Below are 19619 nucleotides of genomic sequence, written 5' to 3'. Positions count from 1 at the left end.
AATGTTAGAATTTGCACCACAAACAGGAATAGATTTTCTTATAAATAACAGGGGCTATTTTGTAAATGGTCTAATTAATCTAAATAGTGTTGTGCTAATGACTGATTATATAAATACATAAGTAGATTATCTAATGACTAACGTCAAAAATTATGCCATGAACAAACTCAAGACTTCATTGAGAAACTGCTGACCAATGGTCGTTGTTTTAATCTGCTCGCCTTCTTTAATCAACCAACCACGTTGATATCCTTCTGTTAAGGCTTCTGTAACGGACGTAATGGGTAAGCCCGTATGTAATGCAAATAAATCTGTAGAAAAACCACTATTTAAACGTAACGCATTTAGCATAAACTCAAAACTAACGGCTGTCGCTACTAAAGTTTCTTCTGACGCTAATACGGCTGGTGTTTGCGCCGTTTCTATATAAGTTTTTGGATGCCGTTGTTTGCTATAGCGTTTAATTTCCCCTGTTGATGCATCAGAAATTTTTGCATGTGCGCCTGCTCCAATACCCAAATAATCACCGTATAACCAATAGTTTATATTATGCTGACATTGTTTATTCTGTCGTGCATAGGCGGATACCTCATATTGTGGATAACCTTGCTCCGCTAATAATAACTGTCCTGCTATTTGTATATCCCAACACGCATCATCATCAGGTAAAATGGGCGGGTGACGATAAAATAAAGTATTCGGCTCTAAGGTTAATTGATACCAAGACAAATGCGTCGGCTGATATGCCATAGCTGTTTTTAAATCTAATAAAGCTTGTTCAACGGTTTGTTGTGGCAAACCGAACATCAAATCTATATTAAAATTTACAAATCCTGCCTGTCGAATCGCTTCTATTGCCTGCAACGCCGTGTTTTTATCATGAATACGTCCTAATGCTTGCAATGCTACATCAGAAAAACTTTGTACCCCTAACGACAAGCGATTAATACCCGCCTGATAAAACCCTTGAAAACGCCCAATGTCCACTGTACTGGGATTTGCTTCAAGCGTAATTTCTGCTTGTGGTAATACCCGAATACGACTGCGTATCGCCATTAATAAGCGGTCAATTGCATCGGGGGAAAAAATGCTCGGCGTACCGCCTCCAAAAAAAATACTAGACACCGCTCGCCCCCAAACTTTGGGTAAATCCTGTTCTAAATCGGCAATTAACGCGTCGATATATGCCTGTTCTGGTACAGACTCTTTAACTTCATGCGAATTAAAATCACAATAAGGACATTTACGTACACAATAAGGAATGTGAATATATAAGCTGAGCGGTGGTAAGGTTGTAAAATGAAACATAGCAAGTCATTAGCTCTGAGAGAGTGTTATACTAAAGAAGTGTAGCTTAAGGCTAATTTGGTGAAAGTATTATGGTTATTAACCAAACGATTCAAGGAATAGAAAGTATGAAAACCATTCAAATTAATTTACCCGATGATGTTGCTGCCCGTTTTGAAAAAGTCGCTCAACAACGCGGAGAAGATTACAGTAGCGTTAATTCTGATGAAGTGAAGGGTAAAGACGCGCTGTTTACGGATTTAGTGGTATTAGGTTTAGATGATTTAGCCGCAGGGGAAGAATTATATCCTGATGATGTAGAAACAGAATAAGATATATAAAGGGCGAATTTATTTGCCCTTTATGTAAAATCTTGTCATGGCACGTGTCATCAAGTCGTAAAAAAGGATATATCCATTATGGGTATTTTTTTGACTGAGGAACGGGCAAATGACCTTGAGGGGGCTGATGATAAAAAGACCTGCTAGATTTTATAAAAATCTAACAGGTCTGTCTTTTTAAGGATTAGCTACTTACTTGATAGTAACGCTGATAGTATTAAATTGACCACCATCACCGTCCACTTCAACAACAAAAGATGAGCCAACAACAGCATTTTTACCAATAGTAATAGTACAACCATCTAATGTTACAAGTGTATTTGTTGGGTTATTTAATGTGCAAGATTTTATTTTCACACTAGAACCCTCTTTAACCGAAATGGTTAGCACATTGCTAGGAGACATTTGTAATGTTGTCTTATCAACAAACTGCTCGCTTTCCGCCATTTCTACCACCAACGGTTCGCCCAGAATGTAAGTGCCATTTGTTTTGTAAGCAACAAAGAAATAAAGGTCTTTTACGACAAAACCACTGGGTAAACGGAATGAGGAGAGTTGTCCTGAGCCAACATGAACACGAACACCATTATCTTGCGCCAGTGTTTGCAAAGCAGGTAGGGCATCAAACTTTAAATCGTCTATCGTTGGTGGGTTTGTCCAAGGTTGCCATACTGATGTTTCTTGAGTAGTTGTTCCTGTACTATCTGTAACCAGCGAATATTCATTCGCTTTTTGTAACCAGACGGTATTTGTGTCTAGTAAATTGGTGGAGTTTTCACCCATGAGTCCCATGAACACAAAAATATTATCAATCGGAAATGTTGTGGTTGGAACTACCAGTGCGTCTAGGAAAATAAAATCGCCAGCTTTGGCTGATAGCGTTTTATTACCATTTTGAGTAGTTACCAGCGTATTAATAGATTTTATCGACGCAGTACTACTGCCAAGTAATCCAGAGAATCCCATTTGAACATCTTGAGGAATACTAATATTGCTAAGTGGGTACTTTTCACCAGTTTTACTGAATTGGTAAATACTATCCAATTTTAATGGGGTTAGCGTGAGAGAGGGTAACGTACTGCTGGTGAATCTTGCTATACACGTTTTATTCTCGCTGAGAACCACTTTACCATCTGTACAATTTTCCCATCCTGCGAAAACTGAATTGGTTGCAGCTGTTGCATTCAATGTGATACTGGTATTAATATCAAAGCTAGCCGTACACAACGAGGTGCTTGTACCACAGCTGATTCTGCTATCTGGGAATATAGACTGTACCGTACCTGTACCTGTTCCCGATTTTTGGACAGTTAGGGTTTTCTGAGCAATTGTAGTAAGTGTAAAGTTAGCCGTACAAATCACGGTTTGTGAAAGCGTTACTGTTATACTGTTACCAACAGTTGTACCTACACAATTCGTACCTGTCCAACTTTGAAACTGATAGCCTGTTTGAGGTGTTGCAAGTAATGTCACTTGTGTGTTCTGTGAGTAGCTTGATTGACAAATATTACTCGAATCACTGCTACAACTGATAGTACCCGCACCGCTAGGACTTGCCCCAAGACTCAGTGTTTGGTTGGTAGACGAAGAATCATTTACACCATCATAATTACCTGTTCCTCCTGTACCTGCCCATGGACGGGCATTAATCCATGCGGTATAGGCGACTGTGTCAATGATAGAAATACTAATGACTGGGACAGTGGAAAAACTAAGCGTCCCTCCTGATTGAGAAGTCAACCAAAAAATAAAATACCGATATATTGGTTCAGTAGGTACACCAAAAGAAGTCGCATTCCAAATGGATACACTTAACGCACCAGGTGTTCCACCTAAATCTAGTTTAGAAACATCGCACAACTGTGTGGATTCGTTGCATGGATCTGTGCTTGTAACACCAACTCGACCACTAGTTAATAAGGCTTCTGAACCCTGTGCCACGATACTGGAGAAATAAGTACCTGGTGGGATAAGCACCTTTATTCGCACAACCTCATTAGATTTGATCGGACCTATTGACGCAGGTATTTGAAACGGTGTTCCTGATGTAAAAGATAGAGGATAGTTTGTTGTGTTTAAAGAAATGGTTTTCAAAATATCAGCTTGTACTGTTGCCAGCAACAGCGTATACAAACAAATACTATAAGTAACAACTCTAATTAGCATTGTAAAATCTCATTGTAAAGAACATCGAACTCGTCTAAATGTAGCACAAAATTCTATCAAGAAAAGAAAATCATCATATTCTTATAACTATATATATCAATTTAATGGTTGATTATACATTTTTTATGCGTATTACGCATTTTTCAAACTCCAGTTATACTTTACATAACCTATTATATTCAAAATAATTTATTTAAAAATCTGAAACTATTTCGACAAAGTTTTCCGCGTCAGCTTTTTACCAAAAAGAGAATAATTATGTAGTAGTAACGGCAAATAAAAACAGCCCTTTCACCAAGCGAAACTCGCTTAACGAATGGGCTGTCTAAAAGTAAACTTATACTACTGCAACACTAATCAATACATCCAGAAGTAATCGCAATTTCCATTTAAACATGTATTACGATTTGGCTTGTGTGATGTGGGAACTAATGTTGAGTTTCTCAGTTGACCACTAACTAAGTCATACTTGTGTGTCACTGACAGTGTTGGTACACCAGGATAAGGACATCCAGATTCCACACCTAAAGAAACATCATACCAACCTTGTTGATAGTTTGGCCATGCTGGTAAGAAGTAGTTAACTTCTTGTAATTTTTCAACAGTGACAACATTCGCACCACCTGAGTAGGGAATACCCAGAATTGTGGTAGATTGCTCAAAGTCATTGTACGCCAACATGCTATATGTTATGGCACCATCAGTTGCAAAAGGAGGTGTGTAAATCAGAGTAGTGCCTGAAACTCTTGCACCACCTGTACAAACGTTACGTCCATAATGGTTATAACGTGTGGGGAAAGTTACTAACAGTTTAGTTTCACGTGTTCCACCAAACGCAATGTCGTTTTCATAGGTTTGTTGTAAATTGGTTGCTGCTAATGCACGTTCAATTTCAATATCTTTATCAGCATTATATTCAGCGGCAACCAGAGTACCTGCAACACCTAATCTTTGACCAAATCTTACGCCAACAGCTGACTGAGGTGCATTTTCCCCTGCTTTTACATCATAAACAGGGTTGGCAATCACTAAACCATCAAAGTCTGCAATTTTATAGTTTTGGCTAATAATAACAGCTGGTTCAAAGTAACGCTTTTGAGAATATCCACTATTAGTTGTTGACCAAACAGTGTTTGTATAAACAGGAAAGCCATACTTCGTAGGAGCAGCAACACCTTCATCATCAGTGCTAACTAATAATGCATGATCGCCAATCGCACCTGTTAAAGCAGGTAAGCGATAAGCTGTTCTATCACCTGTAGTACCAATTAATTCAGCATTACCTATCAAACTAATCCAGCTGGGATCGGTAGAACGGATTTTGCTGTTAACAAGAGGACCATACCCTGTAACAATGTCAGGCACTGCACTTTCAGCAGCTCTTTCTGAACTTTCGGTGGGTAAATTTTCATCTTTATCTAAATAAAGAGCACCACCACGAGCAGGTGCGCGATAGAAAGACTCTTGACCGATTGCTTCAGCAGAGGTTCTTGGTGAATCAAATATCTGTGCTAAAGAAAACTTTGACATTCCTGGTGTAACTTCAACAAAGGTTTTTTGTCCTGTGGCATTATAGCCCATGACAGTCCCTTTAACTGCGTAAGCACCAATAACTTCTATATGCCCCATTTGAACCGTATCGCCTGTACCCAATCTATCCATAAATACTGGATAATAGGCAGGAACAATAGATGCGAATGTTGCATTAGTATTTTCTAATGAATTAACTGTTGGTGTGCCTGCTGGTACTGTGTAAGGAGAATCAGCATGTACAGGGATAGGCGATTTGACAGAGTCATCATCAGAATAGAAATACGCCATCGGACGACCTTTTGAGTCTAACTTTGATGAATAGCGAATTTCAAAACGACATACGTCACTGGGAGTTAGGTAGCACAGGAAGTCGAACACTTCGGTTGATGCCACAGCAGAACGCAACACAACCTTTGCCTTAACAGCAGTGGTTGTACTGGTATTAACAATACTCATCTTTGTAACATAACCAACTTGAGCATAATACCAAGGTCCTAATAATACTTGCCCAATTCCATCTTCTGCCAAATGAATAGCATTTGCACTACCACTAAAGGCAAACCCTGCAACCAGCGCAGTTGCCATTGCGGAAGGCAGAAGTTTTTTTCGTAAGGAAAAACTCTTCATTAATTTACACTCCTTAAACAACACATTGTTTAACATAAAAAACGACAAAACAGAGTTTACTACTTTATTTAGTGTACAAGCATACAAAATTTATCAGTACTGCACAAGGCGATAATCATACACTTGTTGCAAACCCATTCTCATTTCAGATACCCTTAATCGGACACAACTATACTAAAGATTACTATATAACTGCAACACTTTTTTCTTAAATACAACAGATTTCTATTTTTGTGGTATGTTTACGACACTTGGTTAAGTATATTACTTAGGGCAATAAATATACCACATCTTATAAAAGACTGTCTGAATAAGAATTTGATTTAATCAAAGTGTTTGCTCATCAATGTGTATCAATTTCCTGCCAGAAATCGCTTAATGTCATTATGTGCAGTAAAGAAAGCTTTAAAAGCAAATGACTGAGTTTTGCATCTGGTAGTTGTAATAGCCGTTCTTTTTCTTCGGGCATTAATTGACCAAACCGTACTTCTAGGATGATGATGAGTGCTTCAGCTTTGCCTTCAGCCTTGCCTTCAGCCTTGCCTTCCGTTTTTCCCAGTAGAAAAAAACGTTGTCGTTCTTGCTCCATTGCTGTTTCTAACACGGCTGTTGCCTCCATTTTATTGTGATAAATCGTTTCTAACGCTTCGCTGTCTTCTATCTGGCGTTTGTTATGGATGACGAGTAACTTAAACCAGTTCAGTAACAGTGATACTGCATTTTTTTCTTCCTCATTGTCAAACAACATTAGGATTTGTTCTGTGAGGAGATTTATGTTTTCAGGATGTGTTTCTGCAAGAAACAAGGTGGAAACTAAGTTGCGTATCTGTAGCAGTTGTTCTTGCGAGTATTCGTTTTCAGCAATCTTAAAATAACGGAATTGTGGTGTATAAGAGGCTAATAATTCAGGTTGTTCTAGGATGTCTTGTATGTCAGTTGCTGCTGTCCATCGGTTGCTTCCACTGTAAAGAACTATGGGAAATATCGGTGGAAGTTTTTTTCGTTTCGGACGACTTTCTGCATAATCTAACCAGAAGCTACACATATAGTGTAGAACGCGTAAAGCCATAAACCAAACAACGGATGATTGAAATTCTAATAGGATGTAAACATAGGCTTCTTGTTGTTTGAATTTTACTTTGTAGATTAAGTCGCTTTCGGTTTCTTTGTAGTGGTCGCTAATGAATGATTTATCTAGGCGTTCGCAGCTATCAAAATCAATGTGTTGTACCCAAGGTTCTGGCACAAAAGATTCTAGCAGTTGGCGAAAAAATACTTTGTTTGAAAAAAGCCTTTTATAGCCTTTATCGTAAAGCGTGGTCATTTATTGTTCACCAAATAAAACCTTAAGAATTCGATAGGCTGATTTTTCAGGGTAAAATTTTGCAATATCTTGTGGTGCTTGTTTCATCAGTGTGTTGCGTAATGTATTGTCTGTAATTAATTGTTTTAGTGCAGCGTAACAATCTGTTGTTTTTGATGTATCAATCATTAACGCATTTTTTTGATGAACGGCAAAACTGTCGCTACCGCCAATCGTTGGCACGATTACCGCAGCACCCGATGCCATCGCTTCCATCGCGGTTAGCCCCATTGCTTGAAAGTTGGAAAAATCAACAAAAATATCAATTTGTGCGAGCAAAATGGCAAGTTGTTCAGGTGTTTGTAACCCTAAGTTTTGATAGGCAAAGTCTCTAGGAAGGGCTTGAAATGCTGGGTTGTCTTCAGCAACGCCAAATAAAATAATCTCTATTTGATTGGTAAATTCTTGGTATATGCGTTGTAGGATTTGCATGGTACGTAACGCGCCACGCCGACTGCTAGAAGGGCGAATCATCGCGCTAATCCGTAAGCGGTCAGTTTTTTCTGTACGATTCAAACGTGGGACAAATAGATCGGCGTTGTAACTCGCGCCAACAAGCTGGCTTTCTTTACCCAGTTGATAGTGTAGTTCTTTTTTATTCCAGTGTGTTTTTGTAAATAGTTTGCAATTTGGAATTTGTAAGTAAGAGAGCCACGCAAGGCGAAAATCGGCATTACGACGAAAATAATAAGAGGCTAAACGACGACGTATCCATGCAGAACGCCAGAACCAGCGATAACGAATGGCTTTTTCTATGGGAAAATAAGGTTCAAAATCTTGTATGTAATAGCCGATAATGGGTGGATTGGGTTGGGTTGCAAGGGGAGCTATCCATTGAATGGAGTAGTTTGCAGTTGCAATAACTGCATCATATCCTTCGCAATAACGTGGTAGGTCAAAATCGGTTGGGGTGTAAATAACGGGAATGTCTAATTGTGGGTAGCTTTTTTCGAAGGTGGTTTTATGATGGAGAAAGTTGAGAATAACTGCGTCCACGCCCATGCGACGCATCGCACGTACTTCACTGATAACCACATTGCTACCCCCCCCTGCTTCTAACACAGGTAGCATAAAAATAACCCGTTTTCCTCGCCAGTGATATTGTCCTTGCGCGACAATGTTCCAGCGTTCTAGTAGGTATTTTGCGCGTGTTCGGATACCTTCTATAACTTTATCATGTCGACAAATGGTCACACCTGTATCAATAGTGGTTTGCCCATGTTTTTCAGTTAAGGCAATACCTGCACGTTCAGCCAGTTGTTTACGCCGTTCATGCGAATAGCTTTTGGATTGTGCATGATAAATGTAAACATCATCAGCAATGGCTAATTGCCACCCTGCTTGTCTGGCACGGATGCAATAATCATTTTCTTCGCCATAGCCTTGCCCAAAGCGTGCCTCATCAAAATAGCCAATTTGTGTAATGACAGCACGTTTAATCAGTAAGCAAAAGCCATTTAGGAAGGGAATGCGCGGATATAGTCTGTTAGAAAGTGCGGCCACTCGATTGGCAAATTGTGGCACGCTCATATCTGTGGGGAGTGGGTTTTCTGCCCAATCACCTTTAGATTCAATGGCAGGGATGGATTGCCATGAGGCGGTGTTACTAAGCGGACCCACTAAGCCAATTTCTGGCGCGGAATTAGCACAAGCAACTAATCGTTCTAACCAATGAGCAGATACAATCGTATCGCTGTTTAACAATAGGCTGTAAGGATTTTGACTGGCATGTAGTCCTTGATTAGCCGCACAGGTATAACCCCGAGCTTGTTCATTGCGTAACAATGTAGCCATTTCACCTTTGGCGTAATCAGCTAGATAATCATGTGTTTCCGTTGCACTGCCATCATCAACAAGAATTAAATGATAGGGTGCAGTACTATACGTTTTGATAGATTCTAAACAGCGTTGTACATCAGCTAACGCATTATGTACGCAAACAATAATGTCAACTGTTTGAGTATGTGGAGGAATATCTAGTGTATTTAATTGCCATGAAGGAAAATGAATGGGTAAGGAAGAAAGCATAGCGGCTTGGCTATCCATAAATGCGGTCAGGTTGAGAGAGAAGATTGAGTCTGTTTAATGTCGTGCGCAACAATGATGACAACTTGTTATTATTAAAGGATGACATTATAAACCTGACTGCTCATGTTACACAAACGCACAATTAATGATTCTTAAGGAAATATCATGGCACGCAAAAAAAGTACGCAACCACTGATTATTGTTATTATTACCTTAATTTTATCCGCTATCATGGGCGAGCAATGGCTAAGCTCTGGTAATAAAACACCTAATCCCCCTCAAAGCCCAGATGTAACCAGCCCTTCAGGTGAGACAGAAAACGTTGATTTTAATCAATGTTCAGTGGTTAATGTTACTGATGGAGATACCTTACGTTTGCGATGTGTGGGTGCAAATGAAGATATTCGTGTCCGTTTATATTGCATAGATGCGCCAGAATCCAAGCAAACTCCATGGGGAACAAGTTCTAAAGAATATCTCCGTTCTATCGCAGGAAATACGGTTCGGGTTGTTAAGATTAATATAGACCGTTATCAACGAGTTGTTGGCGAAATTTATAATGGTAATGCCAACTTAAATTTAGCCATGGTTAAAGCAGGTAAAGCGGCTGTTTATCGACAATATTGTAAAAAACGTGAACCTTACGAAGCGGCTGAAGAACAAGCCCAACATGCGAAAGAAGGTATTTGGAAAACCGAAGGGTTGCATCAAACCCCTTGGGAATGGCGTAAACAACAGCGCGAAATGGATTAATTATAACTAATGGTCTAAATCAGGATTTAGAAGTCAATAATTCTTTGTTATGTTGATAATATTAAAAATCCTGATTTAGATAAATCATCTAGCATCATTTATTATCAGTAATATTAATGGGTTCAACAGTTAATAATAATCCTTTGCGCGCAATGACACGCACAGCTTGCCCTTGTTGAATGGGTTGGGTTGCTTGTGCGTTCCACATCTCACTGTGAACAAAAACCCTTAATTGCTCTTGTTGATGACTGATACATTCACCTATCGCACCTATCATGGCTTCTTGTCCAGTAATAATGGGTTGTGTACGAATTTGTAAACTCATTTTAATAACCCAAATAAAAAATAATGTACTGACTAACGCAAGCCCCCCAATCAGCGCGGGGGAAATAGCAAAATAAGGTAAATCCGTATCCATTAACATAATAGAACCCATAACAAAGGCAACCACGCCACCCAATCCTAAAATAAAACTGGGAAAAAACGCTTCTGCTGCCATAAAAGCAATACCCAGTAAAATTAAGCCCATACCTGCATAATTAATAGGTAATACTTGAAAAGCAAACAGGGCTAATAAAATAGCAATACCGCCTAAAACACCGGGCAATACACTACCTGGACTGGATAATTCAAAAAACACCCCATAAATCCCTAGCAACATCAGTAAATAAGCAATATTTGGGTTTGTTACAATGCTCAGTAATTGATTACGCCAATTTGGGTCTATGATTTTTATCGGATGCTGTTCCGTCTCTAATTTTTTGACTTCACCTAAAACCTTAACTTCTCGTCCCTGAAGTTTTTTTAGTAAATCGTTAATATCTGTTGCCATTAAATCGATGACATTTTCTTTTAATGCCTCTTCTGCTGATAAACTGGCCGATTCTCGTACGGCTTTACTTGCCCATATAGCATTGCGCTCGCGTAATGCGGCTAAAGATTGCAAATAAGCATCTGCGTCGTTTACCATTTTGTCATGTAACGTATCCGCGTTAGATTTAGTCGTTGTTGGGGTTGCTGTTGTATCGATAACAACCTGTTTCGTCTTATTATCCAGCTCGCCCAACTGCACGGGCGTTGCTGCCCCCAGATTCGTTGCGGGTGACATTGCCGCAATATGACTTGCATATAAAATGTAAGTGCCTGCACTAGCTGCACGTGCGCCAGCAGGATGCACATAACTAACGACAGGAATAGCCGATACAAGAATCGCTTGTATAATTTCACGCATCGCTAAATCCAAGCCACCCGGTGTATCAATAGTGAGTACAACCAACGCAACATTTTCTGTTTGCGCCTTGGTTAATGCTTGTACGATATAATCAGCGGTTGCTGGGGTAATTGCACTATCTATAGTTAATAACCAGATGGCAGATTGTTCTTCTGCTTCACTTATAGGAAGTAAGAAGAAGAAACTGAAAATAATTGCAAGAAAACGATTATACATAATGCGTTATTCCTATAAAAAACAGCCATTTTTTAATTTTTTATATATTGTGCATAAAACAATAAGGTATTATTACAACTTCTTTATTTCATTTTTTGTGCAGAGAAAATATTTATTCACCGAGAATATTTCTAGCTTAAACCAAAGAATCTCGGATAAATAGTAAAATGGTAAATTCGTCTGAATAAAAACCAAGTTAAATGATGGTTGGTTTTAACAACTAAAGGCGATGCGCCATTCTTAAACTAACGCATTGAACACTAATAATTTTTCTAAAATGCAGGTGGGGAAAATGTTATTACTACGTGATATATCTATTAAAAGTAAGCTGCGTTTTATTATTTTACTCACCAGTGGGTTTGTTTTATTGCTGGCATCAACAGCATTCATCGTAAATGAGATGTTGACTTTTCGTCGTAGCATGGTGCAAGACCTATTCACACTCGCTGATTTAGTGGGTCTTAACAGCTCTGCTGGACTTTTGTTTAACGACTCCTCAGTTGCCAAAGAAACCCTTAATTCCCTAAAAGTAAATAAGCATATTGTTGGTGCTTATATTTTTACGGCAAACCAAGGTGTTTTTGCACAATACGCCAGAGAAAAAACGATTGCTGGAGAACCTGATTTAAGTGTTTTACGCCGTTTGGCAAAAGAAGTAGATAACTCGGAAATTTATTTTTTTAAAGATGATTATGTAGAAGTTTATAAAGATATTTACTATGAAAAAGACCATGTTGGAACAACTTATTTACGCTCTGACCTACTAGAACTCAATGAGCGTATTAGTTGGATTGCGATGATTACGGCGGTAGTTTTATTAGTATCTTTACTATTTGCTTTTCTCTTAGCATCAAGATTACAACGTGTTGTGACTAAACCCATCGATAACCTATTGCATACCATGCAAAATGTATCAGAACAAAATGATTACACCTTGCGTGGGCGGAAAATTAGCAATGATGAATTAGGCGAATTAGTCGATGGATTTAACCGAATGTTGCAACAAATTGAGGGGCGCAATAAAGAGTTAGCAAAATATCGTGAACATTTAGAAGACATGGTAATAGACCGTACAACAGAACTAGCCGAAGCACGCGACCAAGCATTAGCCGCCAATCGTGCAAAAAGTATTTTCCTAGCCAATATGTCGCACGAAATCCGTACCCCCATGAATGCCATGTTAGGCTATACACAAATTTTACAAAGAGATACTAAACTCACTGAAGAACAAAGACAGTTTTTACAAACGATACTCAATAGTGGCAATCACCTATTAGGTTTGATTAACGATATTTTAGACATTTCTAAAATTGAAGCAGGGGCAATGGAATTACGCGAGGAGAATTTTTTCCTCAATGATTTTATTAATGATATTGCCACTATGTTTAAAATGCGTTGTGAACAAAAACGCTTGGGTTGGCGAGTAGAAAACCCTGTCAGTATAGAAACCATGGTTTATGCTGACCAAGGCAAACTGCGGCAAGTCATGATTAATTTACTGGGCAATGCGGTTAAATTTACAGACCATGGCGAAGTTGTTTTACGCATTCACACCCTAGATGAAGATAATTTTTACTGTTTTGATGTGATTGATACAGGTGCTGGCATTGACAGCAGCGCGTTAGAAAATATCTTTGAGCCTTTCCAACAAGATACTGCAGGGCTAGAAAAAGGAGGGACAGGCTTAGGATTAGCGATTACAAAACGTCAAATTGATCTTATGAACGGTAAAATTAGCGTAGTATCCGAACAAGGCAAAGGTTCTACCTTTTCTGTTTATCTCCCACTTCCTGAAGGGGTGGGTGACGTGTTAAAAGAAGTTGAAGAACAACGTATTAATCACCTTGCTGAAGGATATAATGTTGTTGCATTAGTTGTTGATGATATTAAAGAAAATAGAGATATTTTAAGTTATTTTTTAACTGAGATTGGTGTTGAAGTTCACGAAGCAGTAAATGGACAAGATGCATTAGATAAAATACAGGCAAAAATGCCTGATATTGTCCTGATGGATATTCGTATGCCTGTGATGGACGGCATGATTGCTATTCAACACATACTAGAACGCTACGCGGAAAAAATGCCTATTTGTATCGCCATTTCTGCCTCGACCTTACGCCACCAAACACAACCCTTGCTAGATGCGGGCTTTCACGACTTTATTTCTAAACCCTTTCGCTTTCAAGCAATTTGCACTTGTTTAGTGCGATTTTTACAAGTTGAGTTTGAATATAAAGAGGTAGTGCAAGAACCTGAACCGTTATCCGTTGTTGCAGAAACTGATTTTAGCCAGTTTACGCTACCTCACGCTTTACATAATCGCTTGCGAGAGGCTGCTGAATTAAATGACTTAACTGATTTAGAAGTTGTCTTACAAGAGCTTAATCAAGGAGATGATACGCAACGGCAACTTGCACAAGCCTTTCAACCGTTGTTAGCCAATTATGATATCGATGGCATTCTGGAACGCTTAGGAAATATTCAATATGTTTGATCAACCTGTCGATTTAACCAGCGCAAGAGTGCTTATGGTAGATGATACTCCTGCTAATATTGACGTACTCCGCAAAGTTTTAACGCCCGAAGGGTATAAATTATATTTCGCAAATAATGGTGAAAAAGCCCTACAAATTGCTGAAAAAGCAATGCCTGATCTCATTTTACTAGATGTGATGATGCCAGGCGGCATTGATGGTTTTACAACATGCACCTATTTAAAACAAAACGCATTAACCGCAACTATTCCTGTCATTTTTATTACCGCAAAAACTGACACACAAGACATGATAGAAGGGTTTCGAGTCGGTGCTGTGGATTACATCACTAAACCTTTTCGCCAAGAAGAAGTATGTGTTCGGGTACGTACCCACTTACAAACCCGCATTTTAATGCACCAACGCGATAAGCTAATTCAAGACCTTAAAACCAGTGAAGAACGTTTCCGTCTCTTAGCAATGTGGTCGCCCGCTGGGATTTTTCAAACCGACCTTGCAGGTAATTTCACCTACACCAATCAACGCTGGCAAGCTATTTTTGCCGTTAATAATCATATTACAGATGATTGGTTAAAAGTCTTATCTGCGGAAGATAAAGAAACGATTAAAACCACATGGCAGACTTTTTTAAACAATCCTGAACGGACAAAGAAATTTTCCTATAAATGTCAGCTACATATTTCTGAAGGGGTACGCTGGGTACAAATTGTTGCTACCCCTTTAGTTGAACAAAATGGGAAGCTAGCAGGCTATGTTGGGTCAGTAGAAGATATTACCGATTTTAAATATCGTGAAGAACAAATGCTGTTAGCAAAAGAATCTGCGGAAGAAAAAGCCCAAGCCCGTGCTGAATTTTTGGCGGGAATGACTCACGAATTACGTACCCCCCTCAATGCTATCATTGGTTACAGTGAAATGTTATTAGAAGAGGCTGGCACAGAAGAAGATGGTGAAGATTTAGAAAAAATTACGTCGGCAAGTAAATATCTACTAAATCTGATTAATAATGTTTTAGACCTTTCGAAACTTGAAGCCAATAAAATGACAGCAAATCTTTCAACTGTAGGGATTACTCCTCTAGTGAAAGAAGTTGTCTCAATGATCAGTCCCTTAGTAGCAAAAAATGGTAATGAGTTACTTGTTGAAATTCATGTTGATATAGAAACAATTTATGCTGATGACACTAAGTTGCGACAAGTACTATATAACCTACTGAGTAATGCATGTAAATTTACTACAGCGGGTACAATTCGTCTGCATGTGTATCCTAAAACCGTAGAAAACACACTTAATATTTGTTTTGCCGTTGCTGATACAGGCATAGGAATGACAGAAGAACAATTGAAAAAACTCTTCAACAAATATGCACAAGCAACTGAAGCAACAGCTAGCCAATACGGCGGTACAGGACTTGGATTAGTCTTAAGTCAACAGTTTTGCCGTTTATTAGGCGGAGAAATTACTGTCAGCAGTGAACTAAATAAAGGTAGTGTTTTTACTGCCGTTATTCCCAGTCATAGCGCGCCTACTTTGCCATCTTAATATTATATCTAGTAAATTTCTTCAATAACATGGATACCACCGCTGCAAGCAGTGGTATCTGTTGTTCATCGCTATACTTGCACTTTTACAAGAAATTTATTTAGACAAGAAGACTTTTTTATTTTTAAATGACGCTTTAAAAAATGAGTCCTACACCTTGAAAGCTAACAGGTCTTCATTTTCCCCACAGAAAAACCGTTTTTATTTCACGAATAAGACGTGAAGAAGCCCCGCGAATCATTTAAAATTGCCCATCATTCTGCCAAACCATCAGCCCGTTAAATCACTATTTTTGATACACATAACGTGCTGACCTGCTGTATTTGCTGTAAATTATGAACTGGGCTGACGCAACAATTCTTGCTGTATTCTCTTTATCAACAATCATTGGTCTATTACAAGGCTTCATTAAAGAAGTATTGTCTCTGCTTGCATGGCTGATAGCCGTGAGTATTGCTATCAGTTTTCTGGGCATTTTTAGCGAAATACTTTATAAATCCATCTCATATAGCGACCTACGACTAGGTATCGCATTCAGTGGTTTATTGCTAATGAGTCTTGCACTATTGCATTGGATAAATGACCTTATTATACAATCTGTTGGTGACGTTCTACCAACACTCTTCGAACGCTTTCTAGGCGGTATCTTGGGATTAGCGCGTGCTAACATTATTATTCTAATGCTTGTCTTGTTAGCAGGACTGACCCAAATGCCTAATTGGCTAAGTTGGAAACAATCCATTCTATTGCCTTTTTTTCAAACAACCGCGTTAATTTTACGCAATCAACTACCTATCGCCATAGCATCACAATTCAGTTTTGGGTAGTCCTCTTAAGGACAGTTTGGAATAACCTTCTAGACTTAATTTAACAACTGCCTAGTTTGAACCCTTGTCTGCTTACAGACCTTATGTACCTTAGTGGAGCCTTTGAAGTATGTGCGGAATCATCGGAATTGTTGGTAAATCCAGTGTTAATCAGGCACTGTATGACGGACTCACCATGTTACAACATCGTGGACAGGATGCTGCGGGTATTGTGACGTGTGAAAATAACCGTTTTTTTCTACGTAAAAGTAATGGGTTAGTGCAAAATGTATTTCATACCCGTCACATGTTAGACCTTCGTGGCAATGTTGGTATTGGACATGTTCGCTACCCGACAGCAGGATGCGCATCTACCGCAGAAGCCCAACCATTTTATGTAAACACGCCTTATGGAATTGCATTGGCACACAATGGCAATTTAACTAATGCAGATGTCCTTAAAAAAGAACTATTTCACGAAGACTTACGCCATATCAATACCGATTCAGACTCTGAAGTATTACTGAATATTTTTGCCCATGAATTGCACCGCTCAGGTCGGTTTGCACTGACTGACGAAGATATTTTTGCGGCTGTGCGAGGAGTGCATCGCCGTTGTCGTGGCGGGTATGCAGTCGTTGCCCTCATTATGGGGTATGGTATCGTTGCATTTCGTGACCCTAACGGCATTCGTCCTTTAGTTTATGGCAAAGCTGAAACAGAAAAAGGCACTGAATACATGGTTGCTTCTGAAAGTGCTGCCTTAAGTGTGTTAGGGTTTAATTTAATCCGTGATGTTGCACCGGGTGAAGCTGTTTTTATTGATATAGAAGGGCATCTTTCTACACGCCAATGTGCAGACAATCCCGGCTATAGTCCGTGTATTTTTGAACTGGTTTATATGGCTCGTCCTGATTCCATCATGGATGGCATTTCTGTTTATAAAGCCCGCTTACGGATGGGGAAAGCCCTAGCGAAAAAAATTGAACGTGTATATCCAGACCATGATATTGATGTTGTTATTCCTATTCCTGATACCAGCCGCACAGCCGCTCTCCCGTTATCCTACCATCTCAATTTGAAATACCGCGAAGGGTTTGTAAAAAATCGTTATATTCCCCGTACATTCATTATGCCCGGACAAAGCCAGCGGAAAAAGTCGGTTAAACAAAAGTTAAACGTTATTGATCTGGAATTTAAAGACAAAAACGTTTTGTTGGTGGATGATTCCATTGTTCGCGGTACAACCGCGCAACAAATCATAGAAATGGCACGTCAAGCGGGTGCGCGCAAGGTCTATTTCGCCTCTGCCGCGCCACCTGTGCGTTACCCTAATGTGTATGGCATAGACATGCCCTCAGTACAAGAACTGCTTGCACATAATCGCAACGAAGAGCAAATTGCGCGTAAAATTGGTGCAGATTGGGTGATTTATCAAGATTTAGAAGACTTAATTGCTTGCGCGCGCAAGGGCAATAAAAATGTCCCTCGTTTTGATACTTCTTGTTTTGATGGCGATTATGTAACAGGTGATGTCAATCAACGCTATTTAGAAAATTTAGAACGGACACGGAATGATTCTGCTAAAAATCAACAGATGAATAAAGAATCCGCAGAAGTAATTGACTTACATAATGTTGCTTAATTCCCAACAGGCTTAAAATAGCCTATAAATACTGTGTAGGGTGCTTAATGACGGTTGACACACTCTACACAATCCGCCAATTCGGTATAGAATAAATTGGCATTATTTGTGATTAGTCAATTACATATTCTAATGTCGTTTCTCACTTCCCATTTGTGTTATGAAAAAGCAGACGCTGTTTATTTTTTCTTTAACCACCCTAGGGCTGGTTATTTTATTAATTCCCTATATCACAGGGATGAAAGCAGAAGAACAATTTAGCTTTTTTACTAAACAATTACCTGATAATATCCAATTTATTACGCATGATTATCAGCGTGGTTGGTTAGGTTCTACAGCGGATTCAACCCTGTCAATCTATCAAGATGCCAATACACCTGCACAAACTATCCAACTACAACAAGAGATGGACCACGGTTTTTTACCGCTAAAACCCGCTATTATTTACACCACCATACGAACTACATTACCAACAGCCTCAACAGGTAATCAAATAACGGGGGAAACCAGTCCATTACGCATTCGGACAGAGTTACAAGCAAATGGTGATGTGAGTAATACTCTCAACATAGCGCAATCGCACTTACAACAACAAGAAAATACCGTGCAATGGCAAGATTTAACTGGCGAATTCAATCTGACACAATCAGGACATCTTGCAACCACAACCCTACATATTCCACAATTAAAAAGCCAGTTTCCCTTTGGTGAATTCACCGTTCATGATGGGCTGATACAAGCGAATATAGAAGAAAATATTGCTAATTTATTGATAGGGCAAGGTAATCTTCATATTGCCCAAATCCGTTTTGATAGCCCAACAGGGCTAACAGCCAGCCTCTCCAATCTTCACATTAACACCTATAATATTCCCAGCGAGTCGTTTTTAACCTTACGCATTGTTGCAACAGCGCAAGAATTACATATTATCGATAAAACGTATCGTGATATCCGTATTGTGATGGAGTTTAATCAACTTCATCAGCCCAGTTTACAAAATATTGTTTTACAATTAAATGAATTACGTCAATTACATCCTACTTCACAATTACAATTGAACTTTTGGCTTTTGGGCATTTTAATGCGCGATGGTATGACCTTACTTAACCATCATCCCTCTTTTGCTATTACTGAACTATCCCTAAACAGCGATGAGGGGAAAGTAAATGGCACGCTTTCTGTGCAGGTGGACACCGTCCCATCACAACCCTTTTTTAATTTGCAAGCACTACAAAATAGTATTATTTGCGAAGTTACCCTAGAAACACCAAAAACTTTATTAAACCAATGGCTAAAAGCGATATTATTTCAACCAGATTTGTCGAGCCAAGCGGCGGCACAAACAATAATGAATACCCGCTTACAACAACTAGAAACACAAGGTATTTTACTATCTAGTGCGGATAATCAAGTATATAAAACCGCTTTGCTGTGGAAGAATGGCAAACTGATGGCAAATGGACAATCTATTGTTTACCCAGAAATTAGAGTGCAATTGCAATAGCTCAGTTTCGACTTTTTATTCTCAGTCGTGCCTAATCTATAGACGAAAAAAAAACCACTGTCGCACACAGGCAAACAGTGGT

13 protein-coding genes are annotated in these 19619 nt (G+C 39.1%); 7 read left to right on the top strand and 6 right to left on the bottom strand.

The annotated features are described in order from the left end of the window. Positions 1 to 150 precede the first annotated feature (150 nt). Positions 151 to 1308, bottom strand: a complete 1158-nt coding sequence (gene hemW, locus AL038_RS11295; RefSeq protein WP_062152884.1) for a radical SAM family heme chaperone HemW — start codon at positions 1306 to 1308, stop codon at positions 151 to 153. Positions 1309 to 1415: 107 nt separating this feature from the next. Here hemW and AL038_RS11290 point away from each other — a divergent pair, with 107 nt between their 5' ends. Then, positions 1416 to 1619, top strand: coding sequence for a hypothetical protein (locus AL038_RS11290; protein ID WP_145917099.1), 204 nt, complete (start codon positions 1416 to 1418; stop codon positions 1617 to 1619). A 201-nt stretch (positions 1620 to 1820) separates the two neighbouring features. Here the strand turns inward: AL038_RS11290 and AL038_RS11285 are convergent, their stop codons facing one another. The 4 genes from AL038_RS11285 to AL038_RS11270 all read right to left on the bottom strand — a co-directional run bounded on the left by AL038_RS11285 (position 1821) and on the right by AL038_RS11270 (position 9363). After that, a complete protein-coding gene (locus tag AL038_RS11285; RefSeq protein WP_145917098.1) occupies positions 1821 to 3605 on the bottom strand; it encodes an InlB B-repeat-containing protein in 1785 nt (594 codons plus the stop codon). A gap of 546 nt (positions 3606 to 4151) precedes the next feature. Next, positions 4152 to 5954 carry a hypothetical protein gene (locus AL038_RS11280; RefSeq protein ID WP_062152878.1) on the bottom strand — a complete coding sequence of 601 codons (1803 nt, stop codon included), beginning with the start codon at positions 5952 to 5954 and terminating at the stop codon, positions 4152 to 4154. 343 nt (positions 5955 to 6297) lie between these two features. Beyond that, on the bottom strand, positions 6298 to 7278 hold the full coding sequence (locus AL038_RS11275) for an Rpn family recombination-promoting nuclease/putative transposase (protein ID WP_062152876.1): 981 nt from the start codon (positions 7276 to 7278) through the stop codon (positions 6298 to 6300). Next, a complete protein-coding gene (locus tag AL038_RS11270; protein ID WP_062152874.1) occupies positions 7279 to 9363 on the bottom strand; it encodes a glycosyltransferase in 2085 nt (694 codons plus the stop codon). It abuts the gene before it with no gap. A 147-nt stretch (positions 9364 to 9510) separates the two neighbouring features. On the opposite strand from AL038_RS11270, the gene AL038_RS11265 reads away from it, so the two are divergent. Continuing rightward, positions 9511 to 10098 (top strand): thermonuclease family protein, encoded by a 588-nt coding sequence (locus AL038_RS11265; protein ID WP_062152872.1) that lies wholly within the window; start codon positions 9511 to 9513, stop codon positions 10096 to 10098. Between the two features lie 94 nt (positions 10099 to 10192). Here AL038_RS11265 and AL038_RS11260 read toward each other — a convergent pair whose 3' ends face one another. Next, positions 10193 to 11545 carry an NfeD family protein gene (locus AL038_RS11260; RefSeq protein WP_062152870.1) on the bottom strand — a complete coding sequence of 451 codons (1353 nt, stop codon included), beginning with the start codon at positions 11543 to 11545 and terminating at the stop codon, positions 10193 to 10195. A gap of 292 nt (positions 11546 to 11837) precedes the next feature. Here AL038_RS11260 and AL038_RS11255 point away from each other — a divergent pair, with 292 nt between their 5' ends. From AL038_RS11255 to AL038_RS11235, 5 genes are all read left to right on the top strand, one after another. After that, positions 11838 to 14039 carry a sensor histidine kinase, YfiR-like protein-associated gene (locus AL038_RS11255; RefSeq protein ID WP_062152868.1) on the top strand — a complete coding sequence of 734 codons (2202 nt, stop codon included), beginning with the start codon at positions 11838 to 11840 and terminating at the stop codon, positions 14037 to 14039. Beyond that, positions 14032 to 15582 (top strand): response regulator, encoded by a 1551-nt coding sequence (locus AL038_RS11250; RefSeq protein WP_062152866.1) that lies wholly within the window; start codon positions 14032 to 14034, stop codon positions 15580 to 15582. Before AL038_RS11255 ends, AL038_RS11250 begins: the two co-directional genes overlap by 8 nt. 335 nt (positions 15583 to 15917) lie before the next feature. After that, on the top strand, positions 15918 to 16409 hold the full coding sequence (locus AL038_RS11245) for a CvpA family protein (RefSeq protein WP_062152864.1): 492 nt from the start codon (positions 15918 to 15920) through the stop codon (positions 16407 to 16409). Positions 16410 to 16518: 109 nt separating this feature from the next. Beyond that, positions 16519 to 18033 carry an amidophosphoribosyltransferase gene (gene purF / locus AL038_RS11240; RefSeq protein ID WP_062152862.1) on the top strand — a complete coding sequence of 505 codons (1515 nt, stop codon included), beginning with the start codon at positions 16519 to 16521 and terminating at the stop codon, positions 18031 to 18033. A 160-nt stretch (positions 18034 to 18193) separates the two neighbouring features. Further along, on the top strand, positions 18194 to 19537 hold the full coding sequence (locus AL038_RS11235) for a YdgA family protein (protein WP_062152860.1): 1344 nt from the start codon (positions 18194 to 18196) through the stop codon (positions 19535 to 19537). Positions 19538 to 19619 lie beyond the last annotated feature (82 nt).

Source organism: Beggiatoa leptomitoformis (genome assembly GCF_001305575.3).
GTDB lineage: Bacteria > Pseudomonadota > Gammaproteobacteria > Beggiatoales > Beggiatoaceae > Beggiatoa > Beggiatoa leptomitoformis.
This window is presented reverse-complemented; position numbering and strand designations above follow the sequence as displayed.